The following is a 16,565-nucleotide window of genomic DNA, read 5'->3' as shown; positions in this document are numbered from 1 at the left end:
TTTTAACCAGCAGCGTGGCAGGCTGCTGGCATGACATATCAAACCCGCCCAGCCGCATTGGCCGAGACCCATTACTTCACAGTAGCACTTCGCCGCGCCGGTGATGATTTGCTGGTGCTGGAAATCGAACGCTTGCGCCAAGCGGTGCGGCTGACGCGGGCGGAACAGCCTTTTCAGATCTCGGCTTGGGTTGTCATGCCTGATCATCTGCACGCGATCTGGACACTTCCCGTTGGGGACAGTGATACGGCAGGGCGGTGGCGGCAGATCAAAGCGCGGTTCTCGACCAGCTTGCCGATGTCACGCCGCAAGCCAGCGGCAGGGCAGGCGTCGCAAGGCGTCTGGCAACGTGGGTTTTGGCAGCATCCGATCGCAGATGCAGCCGATCTGGCACTGCACATGCGCAGCTGCCAGATGGACCCGGTTCGGCATGGTTTGGTTGATGCGCCCGAGGCATGGCCCTATTCATCATTTCGGGGCCAATCCGCGCGACAAGCCGTCAGCCACTGAAGCTATATTTGCTAGAAATCAAACAGATCGCTCAGAAAGCTTTCACGACGCTTTTTCTTGCCATGATAGCGGTCGTCATCATCATCATAATGCCTGCGCGGCGCGTCGCGCGATTGCCGTTGCGGTTCAGGCTGATAGCCGGGTTCGCGTTGATACACCGGGGCGGCTTCGCGCGGTGCAGTTTCGCGCGGAGCAGCCTCGCGGGGGGCGGTGGCAGTCGCGGCACGCTCTATGATCTTGTCCAACTCGCCTCGGTCCAGCCAGACACCACGGCATTTCGGGCAATAGTCAATCTCGACGCCGTTGCGGTCGGCCATCACCAAGGTTTCATTGTCGACGGGGCAAAGCATGTTGGTCTCCGTTGTTGTGCAGTCATGAGATGGGGACTGTGGTTTTTTGTGCAAGCGCGCGGCATTGTCGCAGGGCGAATTTATGCCTACCTCTTGGGGTCAGGGGCAAACCGCTCCAAAGGATATGTCGATGTCGAGCACGCCTTATGTTCCCCCCAAGGTCTGGACTTGGGATGCCGCCAATGGTGGCCAGTTCGCCAATATCAACCGCCCGATTGCCGGGGCAACGCATGACAAGGAACTGCCGCGCGGCAAGCATGGCTTTCAGCTTTATTCGCTGGCGACGCCGAACGGCCAGAAAGTCTCGATCCTGTTTGAAGAGCTTTTGGCCGCAGGCCATGATGCCGAATATGATGCTTGGCTGATCAATATTGGCAAGGGGGATCAGTTTGGGTCGGGGTTTGTTGGGGTCAACCCGAATTCCAAAATCCCAGCGCTGCTGGATCTGACTGGGCCAGAGCCTGTGCGGTTGTTTGAATCTGGCTCGATGATGGTGCATCTGGCCGATAAGTTTGGCGCTTTCCTGCCCGCCAGCGGGGCTGCGCGCACCGAGGTTTTGAACTGGTTGTTCTGGCAGATGGGATCGGCCCCGTTTGTCGGCGGCGGCTTTGGCCATTTCTTCGCCTATGCGCCAGAGAAATTTGAATATCCGATCAACCGTTATGCGATGGAGACCAAGCGTCAGCTGGATGTTTTGGACCGCCGTCTGGCCGATGTGCCGTTCATTGCGGGCGACGATTACTCCATCGCGGATATGGCGATCTGGCCTTGGTATGGCAGCATGGTTCTGGGCCGCAGTTACGCCAATTCGGCGGAGTTTCTGGACGTTGGCATCTACAAAAATCTCAAACGCTGGGCAGATGCGCTGGAAGCGCGTCCTGCAGTGAAGCGCGGCCGCATCGTCAACAAAAACTGGGGCGATGAGGCCGAGCAGGTGCCAGAGCGCCACGGACCGGAAGATTTCGCAGGCAAAGCGGTCTAAGCGCACCGATTTCCGTCCGGAAATCGTGCCGGAATTCGTGCGAATTCCGCAGGCTTGCCAAGCGGGCCTGCGGCTCTTATCCTAAGCCCCAAGCCGTGGCGATGGCGTCGTCACAGGGAAATTTCCCACAGCTTGCAGGGTGACCTGCTTTCGTCCTGCACGCCGGGACCTTTCGGGGTTCTGTGGCACTGTGCTCAGCCCCCAAACATGAGGTCTGAAGATGACGGAACGTCCACAGCAATATCGTTTCCACCAAGGTGAGAGGGTACTGCCCTTTGCTGCCGAGGAATATGACGCGCGCCTTGCCGGCCTGCGCGATCTGATGGAGGTGCACGGGGTTGAGGCCTGCGTGTTCACCTCGATGCACAACATCGCCTACTATTCGGGCTTTCTGTATTGCTCGTTCGGGCGGCCTTACGGGCTGGTGGTGACGGCATCGCAAAGCGTCACCATCTCGGCTGGCATTGATGCAGGCCAACCGTGGCGGCGCGGGCATGGTGACAACATCACCTACACCGACTGGCAGCGCGACAATTACTGGCGCGCGATTTTGTCGGTGACAGGCGAGGGCCGGGTGATTGGCTGCGAGGCAGATCATCTGACGCTGCTGCAATCGGAAAAGCTGAACCACTTCCTGAAGCCCAAGCGCGGTATCGACATCTCGCGCGGGACGATGGAGCAGCGGATGATGAAATCGCAAGCCGAGCTTGATTTGATCCGCCATGGTGCTGGCGTGGCAGATGTTGGCGGTTTTGCCATTCGCGAGGCTGTGCGCGAAGGGGCCCGCGAGATTGATATTGCGATGGCGGGGCGTGATGCGATGGAGCTGGAAATCGCCAAAAGATTCCCGGATGCTGAATACCGCGACACTTGGGTGTGGTTCCAGTCCGGCATCAACACCGACGGTGCGCATAATCCGGTGACCAGCCGGAAGTTGAAGCGTGGTGATATTCTAAGCTTGAACACTTTCCCGATGATTTCAGGGTATTACACGGCACTAGAGCGCACGATGTTCGTGCAAGAGGTTGATCCGGCCAGCCTTCGGATGTGGGAAATCAACGTCGCGGCGCATGAATACGGCATCAGCTTGCTGAAACCCGGCGCGTCATGTGCCGAGGTGACGGCTAAGCTGAACACGTTCTTTGAAGAGCATCAGGTGCTGCAATACCGCACCTTTGGCTATGGCCATTCCTTTGGGGTGCTGTCGCATTACTATGGCCGCGAGGCTGGGCTCGAGTTGCGCGAAGATATTGATACCGTGCTGGAGCCAGGAATGGTGATCAGTATGGAGCCGATGCTGACCATCCCGCACGGCCAACCGGGCGCGGGTGGCTACCGCGAGCATGACATCTTGTTCATCACCGAAGATGGCAATGAGGATATCACCAAATATCCCTACGGCCCGGAATTTAACGTCGTCGGATAAAGCAAAGGGCCGGGGAAATCCCCGGCCCTTTTCAATCTGACAGATTGGTTCCCGACTGGCTTTCGCAGCTATCAGGCGCGTTTCACCAATTTGATCAGGAACAGCAAAATCACCGCGCCGATCGTTGCGTGCACAATCGCGGCCAGAATACCGCCACCAAGCGCGAAGCCGACCCGCGGCAGGATCGCACCAGCAATGAACGCCCCGACAATACCGATGACGATATTGCCCAGCAGGCCAAAGCCATAGCCGGACACGATCTGCCCGGCCAGCCAGCCAGCGATTGCGCCGATCAGCAAGAAGATCAACAAACTTTCGATTCCCATGACAACTTTCCCTCTTATAAGCGCTGCACCGCGCGTTTTTTCTAAAGGGGTAACGCACTGCTCACAAAAGCGTTCCCAAAAATCTTCGCGCGACACTAACGGATCATCAGCGCTGTATCTGCCAAGGAAATCCCCGGATTCAGCCTCACGCTCGAGGACAAGCGTAAAGAATCAGCGCGCATTGGCGGATTCCCGGTGTTTTCCATTTTCAGCTATTTTGCAGGGCTTGACGGATGGCGCGGTGCAGGGTCTAGGTGCAAGGGTAATTTCCTCACAGCCGAGTCTCTGTCCCGTGAACAGCTCCATTCTCCGCCTGCTTGGCGTTTTGTCCCTGACCGTCCTTGCCGCCTGCGGCACGCCGACAACCGAGTCTGCATCGCCTTCTGTCGTGCCGGGCTACGAAGGCGTCGAGGATGAGGGGTTCTTCATTCAGCCCGTCGACGCGGAACTGCTGTCGGCAGATCGCGCCCGTCAAGAGGTGGATTATGCCGCCGATGATGCGCCGGGCACGATCGTGATCGATACTTTTGCCCGCAAACTTTATCATGTTCAAGAGAATGGCCGCGCGATGCGTTATGCCATCGCGGTAGGGCGTGAAGGCCTGTCTTTCCGTGGTTCGGGTGTGATCGGCCGCAAGGCGAAATGGCCGTCTTGGCAGCCGACTGCGAATATGATCCGCACCCGTCCTGATCTTTATGCCGAATATGCGGGCGGTCGTGCGGGCGGTTTGGACAATCCGCTGGGTGCGCGCGCGCTGTATCTGTATCGCGGTGGCCGCGATTCGATGTTCCGTATTCACGGCACGATCCAGAATGAGACCATCGGCCATGCCACCTCGGCCGGGTGTATCCGCCTCTTCAACCAAGATGCGATTGATCTGTATGACAAGGTCGACACGGGCACGCGCGTGAAGGTGCGCTCGCTTGAAGAAAGCATCGCGATCGAAGGCCCGTATATGGACGACGCCTATGGCCGTGCCGTGCCAGAGACGCCGGAAAATATCGCACAAAAGCCGTTGGATGAGCAGCGCATGGTGGAACAAGAAGCCGCCAAGGTCGAAGCCGCCGCGAAACAAGCCGAGATTGACGCAAAAGCGGCTGCAAAAGCCGACAAAAAGCGGTTGTCGGCCTGCAAGCGCAAAGGCATTGATGCAGTGGACTGCCCGCCCTTGCCCGAAATGACCACGGCGGATGCAGGGTCGACCTCGGTAGAGGCCAAGCTTGACGCGGCCAGCAACGGCTAACAAATCGTCTGCACCTGTCAGACCAAAAAGGCCCTGCGGAACTGCGGGGCCTTTTGCTTTGCAAGATGTGCAAGCGCTTAGCCCTTGATCACATAGTCCTTCAACGTGGTCTCAATCACCGTCCAAGTGCCGACAAAGCCCGGTCGGATGATATAGCTATCACCCGCTTTCAAATGCGTCTGAGTGCCACTTTCATCGGTCAGCACCGAATGGCCCGCATGGATGTAGATATACTCCCACTCGGCATAGCTGATCCGCCATGTGCCGGGGGTGGATTGCCACAGGCCGCAGTAAAGCCCATCGCTGTCTTCGATGTTCCAGGTGGTGTGAACGGGATCACCGTCGATCACGCGCCCCGGGTCGGGTCGGGTGATTTCGGGTGCGATGCCGTCTCGGCTGACGCGTTCTAAATTCGACATTGGGGCCTCTGGGTTGGTTCCGCCTGCATAGCGCCCGCAGATCGTGTCTGCGTCAAGCCGGTTTGCTGCTGCAATGCAGCGTAATAATCTTGCTGTCCCCACGGGCTTGTGCCCATATGATTGGCACAAAATCCATCGTGGAGCCTGTCAGATGAGTGCAACCTCCCCCGTGCGCGCAGTGCTGCCGCCCGATATTCGTGCGCGCAAAGGTCAAGCGCCATTGGTGGTGTTGACCGCCTACACCACACCGGTTGCGCGGCTGGTCGATGCGCATTGTGACATGGCACTGGTCGGCGATTCGGTGGGCATGGTGCTGCACGGCATGCCAAGCACCATTGGCGTGACGATGGAGATGATGATTCTGCATGGCCGCGCGGTGGTGCGTGGCTTGCAAAAGGCGATGGCGGTGATCGACATGCCGTTTGGGAGCTATGAGGAAAGCCCACAGCAGGCTTACCGCAACGCGGCCCGGCTGATGGCCGAGACGGGCGCGCCTTGCGTCAAGCTTGAGGGCGGCGCGCATATGGCGGAAACCATCGCATTTCTGACCAAGCGTGGCATCCCAGTGCAGGCGCATATCGGGCTTACGCCGCAATCGGTGAACACTTTGGGTGGCTACAAAGTGGTGGGCCGTGACGGCGAGGGCGATCAGGTGATGGAAGACGCGCTGGCGGTCGAGGCGGCTGGTGCGTTCTCGGTTGTGTTGGAAAAGGTGCCGATGGGGCTGGCGGCCCGGATCACGCAAAGGCTTTCGATCCCGACGATTGGTATTGGCGCGGGTGTGGCCTGCGACGGTCAGGTGCTGGTGGTCGATGATATGCTTGGCTTTTTCACCGAGTTCCGCCCGAAATTCGTCAAGCGCTACGCCGATCTGGGCAGCCTCGCGTCCGAGGCGATCGCCGATTATGCCGCTGAAGTGCGCGCGCGGCAGTTCCCCGGTGATGAACATTCCTTCGCAGATGTGTTGAAGGGCAAACAGTCTTGACGCAAATCATCCGCAAGATTGCCGATCTGCGTGCTCTGGTGCGTGGCTGGAAGGCGGCGGGCGAGGTCGTTGGCGTTGTTCCAACGATGGGGGCTTTGCATGATGGGCATTTGTCTTTGGCGCGTGCGGCGAAAGCGGACTGTCAGCGGGTGATCGTGACAATTTTTGTCAATCCCAAGCAGTTCAACAACCCTGATGATCTCAAGCAATACCCCCGTACAGAAACCGCCGATGCGGCCCTGCTGCAAACGGTCGGGGTCGATGTCATCTTCGCACCCCAGCCGGACGAGGTTTATCCCGATGGCTTCACTTCGACGGTGTCGGTCGGCGGCGTGTCTGAACCCTTGGAAGGCCGGATGCGTCCGGGGCATTTTGACGGTGTCGCCACCGTTGTCACCAAACTGTTCGGGATGACCATGGCCGACAGGGGCTATTTTGGCCAAAAAGACTGGCAACAGTTGCAGGTCGTCTTGCGGCTGGTGCGCGATCTGAACCTGCCCATCACCATCGTCGGCTGTGAGACGATACGCGAGGCTGACGGCCTTGCGATGTCGTCGCGCAACAGCCGCCTGACGCCCGAAGGCCGCGCGATTGCCGGCGTGCTCTATGCCGCGATCTCGACAGCCGCAGAAGATATTCGCGCTGGCCAATCTGATCGTATGGCGATCCGCGAAGCCGCCGAAAAGCTGCGGCATGCTGGCTTTGATCGGGTGGAATATATTGAGTTGCGAGATGCCGAAACCTTGATGCCCTCGGATGACACAAGACGCCCCCGCAGGATGTTGGCTGCGGCTTGGTTGGACGAAGTGCGACTGATCGACAATATCCCGGTCTAGCCGCACTCGTGGGCGCAGGGTCAAATCGCCAGCAAATCCTGCAACACCAGCGCCATCATCTTGGCGCAGTCCTTTATCCTGTGTGCTGATCCGTTCACCAAGTTGCTGCCTCGGCGGATCAAGTGGCAGCACTTGGATCATATCATGCAACAGACCAATAATCTCTTGGCGACCGGCGCTGACTGCGGCAAGGATGGCGTGATCGGTTATAGGGGCAAAGCGTCGCGCCGTGGCGCGCGGGACACTGCGAATATTCCCGGTCAAAGTGATGTATCTAGATTTAACATGCCTATATGATGGCACTGTATTCATAACGGAGGGTTCGATGGCCGATTTCGACACGCAGATCCAGCAAAGCCAAGCCCAGGTTGCTGCGGCACAGGCGAAGATTTCGGCGATCACTGGTCGGATCGAAGAAGCGCGCGCCAAGTTGGACGCAGGCACTTCGGTTGATATCGAAAACGCCTCGTTGGAAGATGTGCATAAGCACACCGACCTGATGAACGCCAATATCGCCGAGCTGATTATGGGCTTGGATGACGTCACGGCCGGCTTCTCGAAGGATTTCGACGAGATGCGCTCGAAAACCGGGATGGAAAGCTTTATCGGCATATTTTCAAACGCCAAATCGGAATCGATGCGGCAAGAGCGCATGCGCACTGCCTCGATTGACAGCAAGTTGCAGGATCTGATCTCTAAATCCGACATCATCGTGCGTCTGCTGCAGGGCCAGTTGGATATGCTGAACGCGCAGAAAGCCACGGTCGAATCGAACTTGGGTGCGACCTTGACCGAACGCGAGGCGACGGTAATGGCTTTGGAAGCCGTGCGCGCCGAAGTGGGCGGCATGGATCCCAAGATCATCGAGCTGGAAAACAAGATTTCAGTCGAACAAGACGCAGGCGCGCGCACCAAACTGGAAACCGAACTCGCCACCCTGAACGGGCGCTACAACGCCCTGGTGCAGGACGAGCAAGTGCAGCTGGCGAAATCGCAGACGCTTGAGCGCTATATAGAAAAAGGTAAAACTTGGGTCGATAGCTTGACCAATCAGGCCGCCACACAGCTGGTTTTGATCAATAAACTGCAAACGGACACCAAGCAGCGCGTGGTGCTTTATGATGCTTTGACCGCCAGCTTGAAGACCGCACAGCAGCAGGATGTGGCGCACCGCATTAATGAGATCGGCGTGAAAACCGACCAAGAGGCGCAGGTGGCAATGGCCGCGATTGGCGCGGCAACCAACCAGAAAATGGCCGATATGCTGGAAGCCCATGAAGGCCATATGGTCTTCGCCCGCGAAGTGCTGGAGCAAAAAGCCAAGGCGGATGAGCGCTTTGCGCGGCGGTTCGCCAAGATCGTCGAGAAGCACGACAAGAACGCGTATGGGGAGTAATCCGTGGCCGAAACGGTCAAAGATCAGCTGACGGGCGATCATCAGGAACTTTACGATACGCTCACCGCGCGGCGCTACTTCGCCAAGTTTGAGCGGATCACCCGTCATCTCGTCCGCGTCGCGGGCGAGGTTGAGGCCGCAGGTCGCCTGACCCGCACCGAAGCCCGCGTGCTGGGCCGCTACCTTGCTGCATTGACGGGCACGTTCAAGGCACTGAGCTACAAATACTTGATGACGGGGCGGGCGGAAGGCTCTCCCCGCCTGACTTTTGATCGCCACGATTCTGGTTTTCCCGTCGCGCAAGAGCTGATGATGATGGCGCTGGACGCGGCGCAGGTGCAAAAACACCTCGGCGGTATGGCCTCCGAAGTGGAACTCAAAGACCGCATGGTGCGCCAGATTGTGCGTGATCTGACGGTGCCGATCCAGCTGCAATTCGCGCTAAGCCAGCGACTTTACTACGAATCCCTCGCCGCAGGCAGCATCTTCTGGCCGCGCAATGACCCTGATTGCCAATGGATCGAGGATGTTCGCCGCGACGGCAGCGACCGCAAGCATTTCCTGCTGCATTGGGCGGTCTATGACACCCAAGCCAATCTGCCGGTGGTCTATATGATGGATGTCGAGGACAGCGGCAAAAAATCGCTGCCGAATGATGACCGCCGCTGGCCGATGGCGCAGGCGCATCTCATGGCGCAATCGGCGCTGGGATTAAAGCTGCTGACCATCGCCCAAGGATTTGATAAAGATTTCGCGGGCTTGCATCCGAAACGCTTGCGCCGCATCACGCTTGGCCCAATGCACAGCCATGATTTCACGCTGCAATCCGGCCCAATCGCGCAAGTTTTGGCGGATGCCAATGCATCCGATGGCGACGATTGGGCTTTGGTCTGGACGGTCGAGGATCTGATCTCTGACCGCGAGGAAGAGGTCAAAGAAGGTTGGTTCTCCAGCGCAGAACGACAGGTCTACAAACTTGATCCAATCGCCAGCGACAGCGGCTCGACGCGAATTGAGCGCATGGTGATCCTGCCAGAGCGCCCCTATCAGGTTCTCGCCGATCTGAATCCAGCCGGATTTCGCGATGTGCGCAAGTTCGTCGTGGGTGCGGGTGATCGCATCATGCCAGCTCGTTAGATTATGCGTAAGTGTTTGATTTGAAATGGATTGGGGGTAACATGACCGGCGCGCGTGACACGATGGAACTGCGGGAAGACACCATCCGCACGCAGTATGATGCAGCGCTTGCGCTGTTGACGGGCTTCGATCACGCGCCACGCTTGGCAAAGGCCGCAGTGGTGGACGCCAAGCCCGAACGCTCGCCCGGCATTGGCACCCGCCCGATGTTCCGCTCGACCACCCCCGGGATGGTGGCGCGCAGTACCGCGCGGCCCGGTGGCGTGCGTTTGTTGGAGCGGGTCGAGGGCCTAGGCGATGGTCTGGTGTCGCCGGTGCAAGCCTCGGCCCTGCACGGATTGCGCCGTGGCTTGGCGATTGCGTTGGCCATGTCTGAAACTTTTGCCGCACAATCCGGTCTTGCCGAGCTGAAAAAGGCCAATCTGGAGGGCCGTCTCCCCGAAGGCAAGCGCGCCGAATTCACCGAGCTGTTGGCGGCGGAGGCTTTGACCACCCTTTACACTTTCGCCAATACCACGGCGTTTTTATTAGCGCCTTCAATGGGTTCGACAACGGTCGAGGTTGGGGCGGTCGAAGAAATCCTGACCGACAACGCGCCCTTGGCCCTGCAAGGTGCCTTGTGGGAACTCGATCAGGACATAGCACTTCTCGCCACCGACGAGCCGCGCCTGATCGCGGTGATTGCTGCCTTTTGCGAAGCGCTGATGCAGCGCGTCGCCCTGCGCGCTGAAACGGCGCCACGCTTGCAATCCTTTACAGGTGGAGCTTGGCGGGTTGAGGCTGACATGCTGTCGATTGCTGGTTTTAAACCCGCACGCGCGTCTAAAGGCGGCGCGTTGACAATCCAATTCAAGAAACCATCAGAAGTCGTCGGCAACCATATTGCCAAATATCAAAGCCTGCGTCTTGCAAAAATGCTGATGGCCTATGATTTTGAGCGTAAGTTAAACCCTTTCGCAGAATTGGGCGGCTTTATCTTTACCTTTATGGGCGATGGCAAGCCGGGGACTGGTAAAACCACTCTGATCCAGATGATGGCAGGGCTGCTGAACGATTACTGCAAAATCGCGGGCTATCCTTTCCGTTATCAGAACTTCTCTATCGACCAGATTGATTCCTATCAGGGCAAATCTGGGCAGAATGCCAAAGCCTTTATTGATAATGTCCTTGATCCCGGTGTCATTGGCTTTGGCACCATCGACGATATTGACCAAGTTGCGGGAAAACGCGGTGATCGACAGTCCTCGGCAGGACAACAAGAGGTGACAGCTGTTTTTATGGGTGCCTTTGCGGGTGCCAATACGGTGGTGCGCGGCAATTGCACCTTTGGCATGTTTTCAAACTATCCAGAGAATGTCGATGACGCGTTGCGCCAACGCGCCGGGGCACGCTTTTTGGTAGATGGCCCGCAAAGCCGCGAGGACTACATCGACATTCTTTCGCTGCTTCTGGGTAAAAACCATGCGATTCCAGTGGGATCCCACGATTTGTTTGCGGCCCAAGAAATCAAGCGCGCGGTCGCTGCCAGTTTCGAGGGTTATTCAAAGCCGCATGAAGATGGCTTGCTGAAGGTCTGGGATCAGGTTCAGGGTCAGATTGGGACGCTGGATACTCTGGCAAAGCTCGGCAGTTATCTGAAGGCAATTCAACAGGCAGACGCGCGTTTCACTGGCCGTGCGATCAAGAATATCACCGATGCGGTCAAGGTGCGGGCGATGGACTTTGAATTGCCAGATGAATGGATGGAGAATCCCGAACTTTTTCTGTTCAAACCCTATGACGAGAAACTGACGATGATTAAGGGGCTGACGACACCGATCACGGTTGAGATGGTTATTCAGGAAATCAATCGATACGCGGATAGTGAATTCCGCTATGCAGATAAATCTGACGAGGTGGCCATCGAAGGTATGGTGCGCGATTTCAAACGACAAGAAGAAGCCAAGCGGCGTTATCTGGAGGGTAAGGCGTAAATGCAGCGCCTGATCGAAAAAGGCCTGATGTTCGGCAACCTGATAGAGGTATCTTCGCCGCAATTGGTGGAGCGGTATAATCGCGCACTGAAGCATTTGACTGGCAAGCAAACCGCGATGAAGGATTTTCATATTGATATCTCTGGGTATTCGCCCGAGATCGGTGATGAATTGGGCGATGATCTTTACCTCAATCCAAACGGCTGCAATCGGCAATTCATCCTGCTGACCACAAGCCAAAAAACCGCGCCTTTGTTGAACATGAAATTCTCCACAGCTCGCGGGATTTTACAGCAGTTCATCGAGGCCAATGAGAGCCAATTGTTCGCACTGACGGCCCGTGATGCTGTGGCCGGAGAATTGCAGAATTCGATCTACGAAATCTCAAGCCCCGCTAAGCTGTTGGAAATTCGACAGATTACAGTCGAGGCTGATACGATTGGGGGCCATGTTGCTGATGCCAACAAGCTCGCCAAGCTGATCGACCGCTTCCGCCAAGAGCCGGATGGTTGGCGCGATGATCTGTTGATGGCGGATATGATCACGCTGGCGAAAAAAACCGGTGATGTGACGCGGGTACCGATCAATCTTCCTGCGATGACGTTTCAGCAACCGAGTTTTTGGACCAGCCATTTTGGTGGGCTCTATGTGTTCCGAGATGTCAAATTCCCCGGCGTGATCACTGCGAAACCTCGTCAAGGCCTTGGAAAGATGCCAGTTTCTTCTGCTATGGATCTCTCGCAGCGTAACGAGATTGCAGAATGGTTAGAGCGAAATGGCCTTGTCGAACCCATCGTGCAGGCGCGGGGGATGGATGCGGCGGGGGTTTTGCGGCAGAAGATGGATTTTGTCTTGGTCGATGCGGCCGAGGCACTAGATCTAGAGATTGGCGACGCCCGGCGCACCGATTTGCGCAAGATTGCCTATCGTCTGGGCGATACGTTACCCGAAGAATTTCAAGGGCTTGGCGCTTTGCTGCGTTGGGTCGAAGGTGCGGGCGATTGGCCGCGAATCACCTCGGAGCATCGCGCGTATTTCTACACTCTGCGGGCCTCGGCGGGGCCGCAGCGTGATCTGGTGAACATGCTGCTGTCGGAACTGGCACCGATGGATGTGCGGCAGATGTTCATTGTGCATAAGGAATTGTTCTACGCGCAATATGCCACTTGGTCGGATCGCAAACGCCAATATGTCGCCGATTTTCTGGAGCGCGAATACAAAGTCGATGCGCAGGGCGCGCGGGAAGCCTTGTTTGGCCCAGAGCCGTCGATGGACAATCGCCATCGCCCGGAACACAAAGCCGCACGCGATCTGGCAGCGGCTGTTGGGCCTTGGGGATCGGTCAACAGGGGGCGGTCATGATCGGCATTTTGCGCGCGGCGGTCTTGGGATTTATCGTCTTATCAGTGATTTATGTCCTGATCTCGATCTATTCGCGCTCGGTTCGCCGTGAGAAGCTGGAAAAGAAATTCGATGCCGGGGGTATCGAGGGCGACCGGGAAACCTATATCAAAGACGGTATGACGGCCTATGAAAAGGGTCTGCGGCGTCGGCTGTTGTGGCTGATTTACATTATTCCGGCGGTGGTTGTTTCGGCCACTGTCTATCTTATTAACTATCAGTAAGGAGCGACCAGATGTGGACCTATGTGAAGTGGAGCTTCCGAATTCTGTTGTTGCTCGTGGTCGCAGGCTTTCTGCACTACACTCTGCCGCAGCATGATATTGTCAGAATTACAAACACTTACAATCGACTGACCACGGTTGGATCGGAAAATTCGTGGGCCTATTCCTCGCCGGATGTCGGCACCGGGGAAAGCACGGTGACGCGTGATATCCGCTTTATTGAGGCGGCTTTTGAAAACGGTTCGGTGATCGTTTACCGCAATGAAGACACCGGCTGGATCTGGCCGCCCTATTTCAAATACGACAGTTCCAACTTGCAAGCCGAGGCGGGCAATCTGAAATCAGCCGAAACCGCGCCGAAGTGGGTGTCGGTGACGCATTACGGCTGGCGCTTGGCTTGGCTGTCGATCTATCCGAACGCGGTGGCGGTCAAGGCTGTGGCGGGGCCGGATGTGCAGATCATCCCCTATGTGAACATCATCGTGCTGCTGGCTTTGGCGTTTGGCGTGTTCATGTTGCGCCGGATGTGGCTGCAATTTTGGGAGCGGATGGTTGAGCCTGCGGTTGCCGATGTCGGCGAAACCTGGGACGGGGTTGAGGCGCAAGCCGGGGCTGCGAAGGCGCGGGCGCGGGGATTTTTTGGCCGGATCGGGGCTTGGCTGGGCACGTGGCGCACAAAACGCTGATTTAGTGGTTAATGCGCTGAAACTTCAGCAAAATCCCAGTATGGAAATGACCCAGAAACCGTATGGAAAGCGGCCATACTTTTTACGGGGCGCGGGGCGGTTAACGCCCCGCGCGCCAGTGTCTTAACGCAAGCTTACCCGCGCAGGGTGCCGCCAGTGGCTTTGCTGACTTTCTCGATGATCTTGGCCGAGACGGCTTCGATATCGGCCTCGGTCAGGGTCTTGTCGCTGGGCTGCAAACGCACGGTCAAAGCGATGCTTTTCTTGCCCGCGCCCATTTGCGCCTCGGCCTTGTCACCCGAGAATTGGTCGAACAGCCGCACGGTTTCGATCAGCACTTTGTCAGCGCCAATGGCGGCATTCACGGCGGTCAATGCCTCGACGCCCTTATCGACGACGAAAGCGAAATCACGCTCCACCGCTTGCAGATCCGACAAGGCCAGCGCCGGCTTGGTCGGGGTTTTCACTTTTGGCGACGGCACATTGGCAACCAGAATGGTGAAGGCAACGGCGGGGCCTTTGACGCCAAGCTCGGCCAGCACTTTCGGGTGAACCTCACCAAAGGTCGCCATCATGTTCGGGCCAAGGCCGATCACGCCAGAGCGACCGGGATGCCACCAGCTTGCGGCTTTGCGGTTGATCTGGGTGCGCGCTGGCGCGCCGATCGCGGCCAAGGCTGCCTCGACATCGGCTTTGGCGTCGAACACATCGACCGGGCGGCGGCTGCCGTAGGGGTCGCGTGGCGTGGTTTGGCCGATCAGCAGACCGGCGGCTTGCAGGTGCTGTTCGCCGGGCTCGCCGCCTTGGAAGGCCGGGCCGACCTCGAACAAAGCCATATCTCCAAAGCCACGGGCCTGATTGCGGCTTGCTGCGCGCAACAGGCCGGGCAACAGATCGGGGCGCAGATGCGACATCTCGGACGAGATCGGATTGTCGACGCGGACCGCATCCGTGCCGCCACCGAACAGGGTCGCGGCGGTTTGGTCGATGAAACTGTAGGTGACACATTCGTTGTAGCCAAGCGCCGCGATGGTGCGGCGCGCAGTGCGTTCGCGCACTTGCAGCGGAGTCAGGATCGGACGGGGCACGCCCGAGGTGGTGCGGGGCAGGGGTTTGCCTTGCAGTTTCGACAGCGAGGCGATGCGGGCGACTTCTTCGATCAGATCAGCCTCGCCAAGAACGTCTGGCCGCCAGCTTGGCGGGGTCGCCATATCGCCGTTCAGGGTGAAGCCCAGCGATTCCAAAGTGTTGCGCTGTTCCGCTTCGGGAATGTCCATGCCGACAAGGCTGATCACACGGGCGCTGTCCAGCTTGTAGGCGCGGGTGGTGTCGAGGGCGGCACCGTCTTGGGCAATATCAGACGCCTCACCGCCGCACAGATCGAGGATCATTTGCGTTGCCAGATCAAGGCCGGGCATGGTGAAGGCGGGATCAACGCCGCGCTCAAACCGATAGCGGGCGTCGGTGTTGATCTTCAGCGCGCGGCCCGTCGCGGCGATGGTGATCGGATCCCACCACGCGGATTCGACGAAAACTTCGGTGGTCTCGGGGCTGCAGCCCGAGGCTTCGCCGCCCATCACGCCGGCAAGCGATTCAATGCCCTGGTCATCAGAAATCGCCATCTGGCCTGCACGCAGTGTATAGGTTTTGCCATCGAGTGCGGCGAATTGCTCGCCGCCCTGTGCCGCGTGGACGCGCAATTTGCCGTGAACTTTGGCGGCGTCAAACACATGCAGCGGGCGGTTCAAACCGAAGGTGAAGTAGTTGGTGATATCGACCAAGGCCGAGATCGGGCGCAGGCCAATGGCTTTCAGGCGGGCTTGCAGCCAATCAGGTGAAGGCCCGTTGGTCACGCCGCGAATGGTGCGGCCAGCGAAATGTGGGCAGCCTTTGGTTTTCAGATCGTCCGAGATTTCAACCTGCACCGGGCTGGCGAAACCGCCCTTGATCGCCGGGATCGGCAGCGGTTTCAGCTGCCCAAGCCCGCGCGCCGCCAGATCGCGCGCAATGCCGCGCACGCCCAAAGCATCGGGGCGGTTCGGGGTGACTTTGACATGGATCATCGGATCGGCAAGGCCGGGGCGGTTGATCGCCAGCCAATCGGTGAACTTCTGGCCGACCTCGCCCGAGGGGAGTTCGATGATGCCGTTATGCTCATCCGACAGCTCCAGCTCACGCTCGGAGGCCATCATGCCGTGGCTTTCAACGCCACGGATTTTGCCGATGCCAAGGGTCACGTCGATGCCCGGCACGTAATCGCCGGGCTTGCACAGCACCACGGTGATACCGGTCCGGGCATTGGGGGCACCGCACACGATCTGCTTTTCACCCTCATCCGTCATCACCCGGCAGACACGCAATTTGTCAGCATCGGGGTGTTTTTCGGCGTGGATCACCTTGGCCAGCGTAAAGGGCGCGAGTTTGGCCAGTGGGTTCACCACTTCCTCCACCTCAAGCCCCAGATCGGTGAGGGCGTAGAGGATGTCATCAAGCGATGACGCGGTTTCGAGGTGATCTTTCAACCAAGACAGGGTGAATTTCATGGCGCGGCCCTTCGGGAATTGTCGAGTGTCGGATTAAAGCATTGGGGCGCAAAGGGGAAGCGGAGTGAGGCGATTTCAACGCGCCTTGCGTGGTTGCACAAGGCAATCGGGTGGTTTTGGCCGTGATA

General features: G+C 58.1%; 16 protein-coding genes. 12 read left to right on the top strand and 4 right to left on the bottom strand.

The window, feature by feature from the left end; genetic code table 11:
- Window positions 1-30 precede the first annotated feature (30 nt).
- Entirely contained in the window at window positions 31-510 is a 480-nt protein-coding gene (locus tag QQJ98_RS12385) for an REP-associated tyrosine transposase (protein WP_284325660.1), read from the top strand.
- A gap of 11 nt (window positions 511-521) precedes the next feature.
- Here QQJ98_RS12385 and QQJ98_RS12380 read toward each other — a convergent pair whose 3' ends face one another.
- Window positions 522-860 (bottom strand): TFIIB-type zinc ribbon-containing protein, encoded by a 339-nt coding sequence (locus QQJ98_RS12380; RefSeq protein ID WP_284325659.1) that lies wholly within the window; start codon window positions 858-860, stop codon window positions 522-524.
- Window positions 861-990: 130 nt separating this feature from the next.
- Between QQJ98_RS12380 and yghU the strand changes: the two genes are divergently transcribed.
- Both yghU and QQJ98_RS12370 read left to right on the top strand, forming a co-directional pair.
- Entirely contained in the window at window positions 991-1,842 is an 852-nt protein-coding gene (yghU, locus tag QQJ98_RS12375) for a glutathione-dependent disulfide-bond oxidoreductase (protein WP_284325658.1), read from the top strand.
- Window positions 1,843-2,062: 220 nt separating this feature from the next.
- On the top strand, window positions 2,063-3,268 hold the full coding sequence (locus QQJ98_RS12370; RefSeq protein ID WP_284325657.1) for a M24 family metallopeptidase: 1,206 nt from the start codon (window positions 2,063-2,065) through the stop codon (window positions 3,266-3,268).
- 71 nt (window positions 3,269-3,339) lie between these two features.
- Here the strand turns inward: QQJ98_RS12370 and QQJ98_RS12365 are convergent, their stop codons facing one another.
- Window positions 3,340-3,594 carry a GlsB/YeaQ/YmgE family stress response membrane protein gene (locus QQJ98_RS12365; RefSeq protein WP_284325656.1) on the bottom strand — a complete coding sequence of 85 codons (255 nt, stop codon included), beginning with the start codon at window positions 3,592-3,594 and terminating at the stop codon, window positions 3,340-3,342.
- Window positions 3,595-3,886: 292 nt separating this feature from the next.
- On the opposite strand from QQJ98_RS12365, the gene QQJ98_RS12360 reads away from it, so the two are divergent.
- On the top strand, window positions 3,887-4,837 hold the full coding sequence (locus QQJ98_RS12360; protein ID WP_431307815.1) for a L,D-transpeptidase: 951 nt from the start codon (window positions 3,887-3,889) through the stop codon (window positions 4,835-4,837).
- A 77-nt stretch (window positions 4,838-4,914) separates the two neighbouring features.
- Here the strand turns inward: QQJ98_RS12360 and QQJ98_RS12355 are convergent, their stop codons facing one another.
- Window positions 4,915-5,256 carry a cupin domain-containing protein gene (locus QQJ98_RS12355; RefSeq protein ID WP_284325655.1) on the bottom strand — a complete coding sequence of 114 codons (342 nt, stop codon included), beginning with the start codon at window positions 5,254-5,256 and terminating at the stop codon, window positions 4,915-4,917.
- Window positions 5,257-5,407: 151 nt separating this feature from the next.
- On the opposite strand from QQJ98_RS12355, the gene panB reads away from it, so the two are divergent.
- The 8 genes from panB (at window position 5,408) to QQJ98_RS12315 (ending at window position 13,894) form a co-directional block, all read left to right on the top strand.
- Window positions 5,408-6,241, top strand: coding sequence for a 3-methyl-2-oxobutanoate hydroxymethyltransferase (panB, locus tag QQJ98_RS12350; protein ID WP_284325654.1), 834 nt, complete (start codon window positions 5,408-5,410; stop codon window positions 6,239-6,241).
- Window positions 6,238-7,077, top strand: coding sequence for a pantoate--beta-alanine ligase (panC, locus tag QQJ98_RS12345; RefSeq protein WP_284325653.1), 840 nt, complete (start codon window positions 6,238-6,240; stop codon window positions 7,075-7,077). The genes panB and panC overlap by 4 nt, the downstream gene beginning before the upstream one ends.
- A gap of 325 nt (window positions 7,078-7,402) precedes the next feature.
- Entirely contained in the window at window positions 7,403-8,473 is a 1,071-nt protein-coding gene (locus tag QQJ98_RS12340) for a hypothetical protein (protein WP_284325652.1), read from the top strand.
- 3 nt (window positions 8,474-8,476) lie between these two features.
- Window positions 8,477-9,610, top strand: coding sequence for a hypothetical protein (locus QQJ98_RS12335; RefSeq protein ID WP_284325651.1), 1,134 nt, complete (start codon window positions 8,477-8,479; stop codon window positions 9,608-9,610).
- Window positions 9,611-9,651: 41 nt separating this feature from the next.
- Window positions 9,652-11,583 carry an AAA family ATPase gene (locus tag QQJ98_RS12330; protein WP_284325650.1) on the top strand — a complete coding sequence of 644 codons (1,932 nt, stop codon included), beginning with the start codon at window positions 9,652-9,654 and terminating at the stop codon, window positions 11,581-11,583.
- Entirely contained in the window at window positions 11,584-12,945 is a 1,362-nt protein-coding gene (locus tag QQJ98_RS12325; protein WP_284325649.1) for a DUF6638 family protein, read from the top strand.
- Entirely contained in the window at window positions 12,942-13,208 is a 267-nt protein-coding gene (locus QQJ98_RS12320) for a hypothetical protein (protein WP_284325648.1), read from the top strand. The genes QQJ98_RS12325 and QQJ98_RS12320 overlap by 4 nt, the downstream gene beginning before the upstream one ends.
- A gap of 11 nt (window positions 13,209-13,219) precedes the next feature.
- Entirely contained in the window at window positions 13,220-13,894 is a 675-nt protein-coding gene (locus QQJ98_RS12315; protein ID WP_284325647.1) for a DUF1523 family protein, read from the top strand.
- 134 nt (window positions 13,895-14,028) lie between these two features.
- Here QQJ98_RS12315 and pheT read toward each other — a convergent pair whose 3' ends face one another.
- Window positions 14,029-16,437 carry a phenylalanine--tRNA ligase subunit beta gene (pheT, locus tag QQJ98_RS12310; protein WP_284325646.1) on the bottom strand — a complete coding sequence of 803 codons (2,409 nt, stop codon included), beginning with the start codon at window positions 16,435-16,437 and terminating at the stop codon, window positions 14,029-14,031.
- Between the last annotated feature and the right edge of the window lie 128 nt (window positions 16,438-16,565).

Source organism: Cypionkella aquatica (assembly GCF_030161095.1).
Lineage (GTDB): Bacteria > Pseudomonadota > Alphaproteobacteria > Rhodobacterales > Rhodobacteraceae > Cypionkella > Cypionkella aquatica.
The sequence above is the reverse complement of the archived record's forward strand: the minus strand, read 5'-3'. Positions and strand labels throughout refer to the sequence as shown.

Excerpts from the sequence above, each read along its gene's own strand:
- QQJ98_RS12385 (WP_284325660.1), top strand. The coding sequence starts at position 31 with ATGACATATCAAACCCGCCCAGCCGCATTGGCCGAGACCCATTACTTC.
- QQJ98_RS12380 (WP_284325659.1), bottom strand. The coding sequence starts at position 860 with ATGCTTTGCCCCGTCGACAATGAAACCTTGGTGATGGCCGACCGCAAC.
- yghU (WP_284325658.1), top strand. The coding sequence starts at position 991 with ATGTCGAGCACGCCTTATGTTCCCCCCAAGGTCTGGACTTGGGATGCC.
- QQJ98_RS12370 (WP_284325657.1), top strand. The coding sequence starts at position 2,063 with ATGACGGAACGTCCACAGCAATATCGTTTCCACCAAGGTGAGAGGGTA.
- QQJ98_RS12365 (WP_284325656.1), bottom strand. The coding sequence starts at position 3,594 with ATGGGAATCGAAAGTTTGTTGATCTTCTTGCTGATCGGCGCAATCGCT.
- QQJ98_RS12355 (WP_284325655.1), bottom strand. The coding sequence starts at position 5,256 with ATGTCGAATTTAGAACGCGTCAGCCGAGACGGCATCGCACCCGAAATC.
- panB (WP_284325654.1), top strand. The coding sequence starts at position 5,408 with ATGAGTGCAACCTCCCCCGTGCGCGCAGTGCTGCCGCCCGATATTCGT.
- QQJ98_RS12340 (WP_284325652.1), top strand. The coding sequence starts at position 7,403 with ATGGCCGATTTCGACACGCAGATCCAGCAAAGCCAAGCCCAGGTTGCT.
- QQJ98_RS12330 (WP_284325650.1), top strand. The coding sequence starts at position 9,652 with ATGACCGGCGCGCGTGACACGATGGAACTGCGGGAAGACACCATCCGC.
- QQJ98_RS12325 (WP_284325649.1), top strand. The coding sequence starts at position 11,584 with ATGCAGCGCCTGATCGAAAAAGGCCTGATGTTCGGCAACCTGATAGAG.
- QQJ98_RS12320 (WP_284325648.1), top strand. The coding sequence starts at position 12,942 with ATGATCGGCATTTTGCGCGCGGCGGTCTTGGGATTTATCGTCTTATCA.
- QQJ98_RS12315 (WP_284325647.1), top strand. The coding sequence starts at position 13,220 with ATGTGGACCTATGTGAAGTGGAGCTTCCGAATTCTGTTGTTGCTCGTG.
- pheT (WP_284325646.1), bottom strand. The coding sequence starts at position 16,437 with ATGAAATTCACCCTGTCTTGGTTGAAAGATCACCTCGAAACCGCGTCA.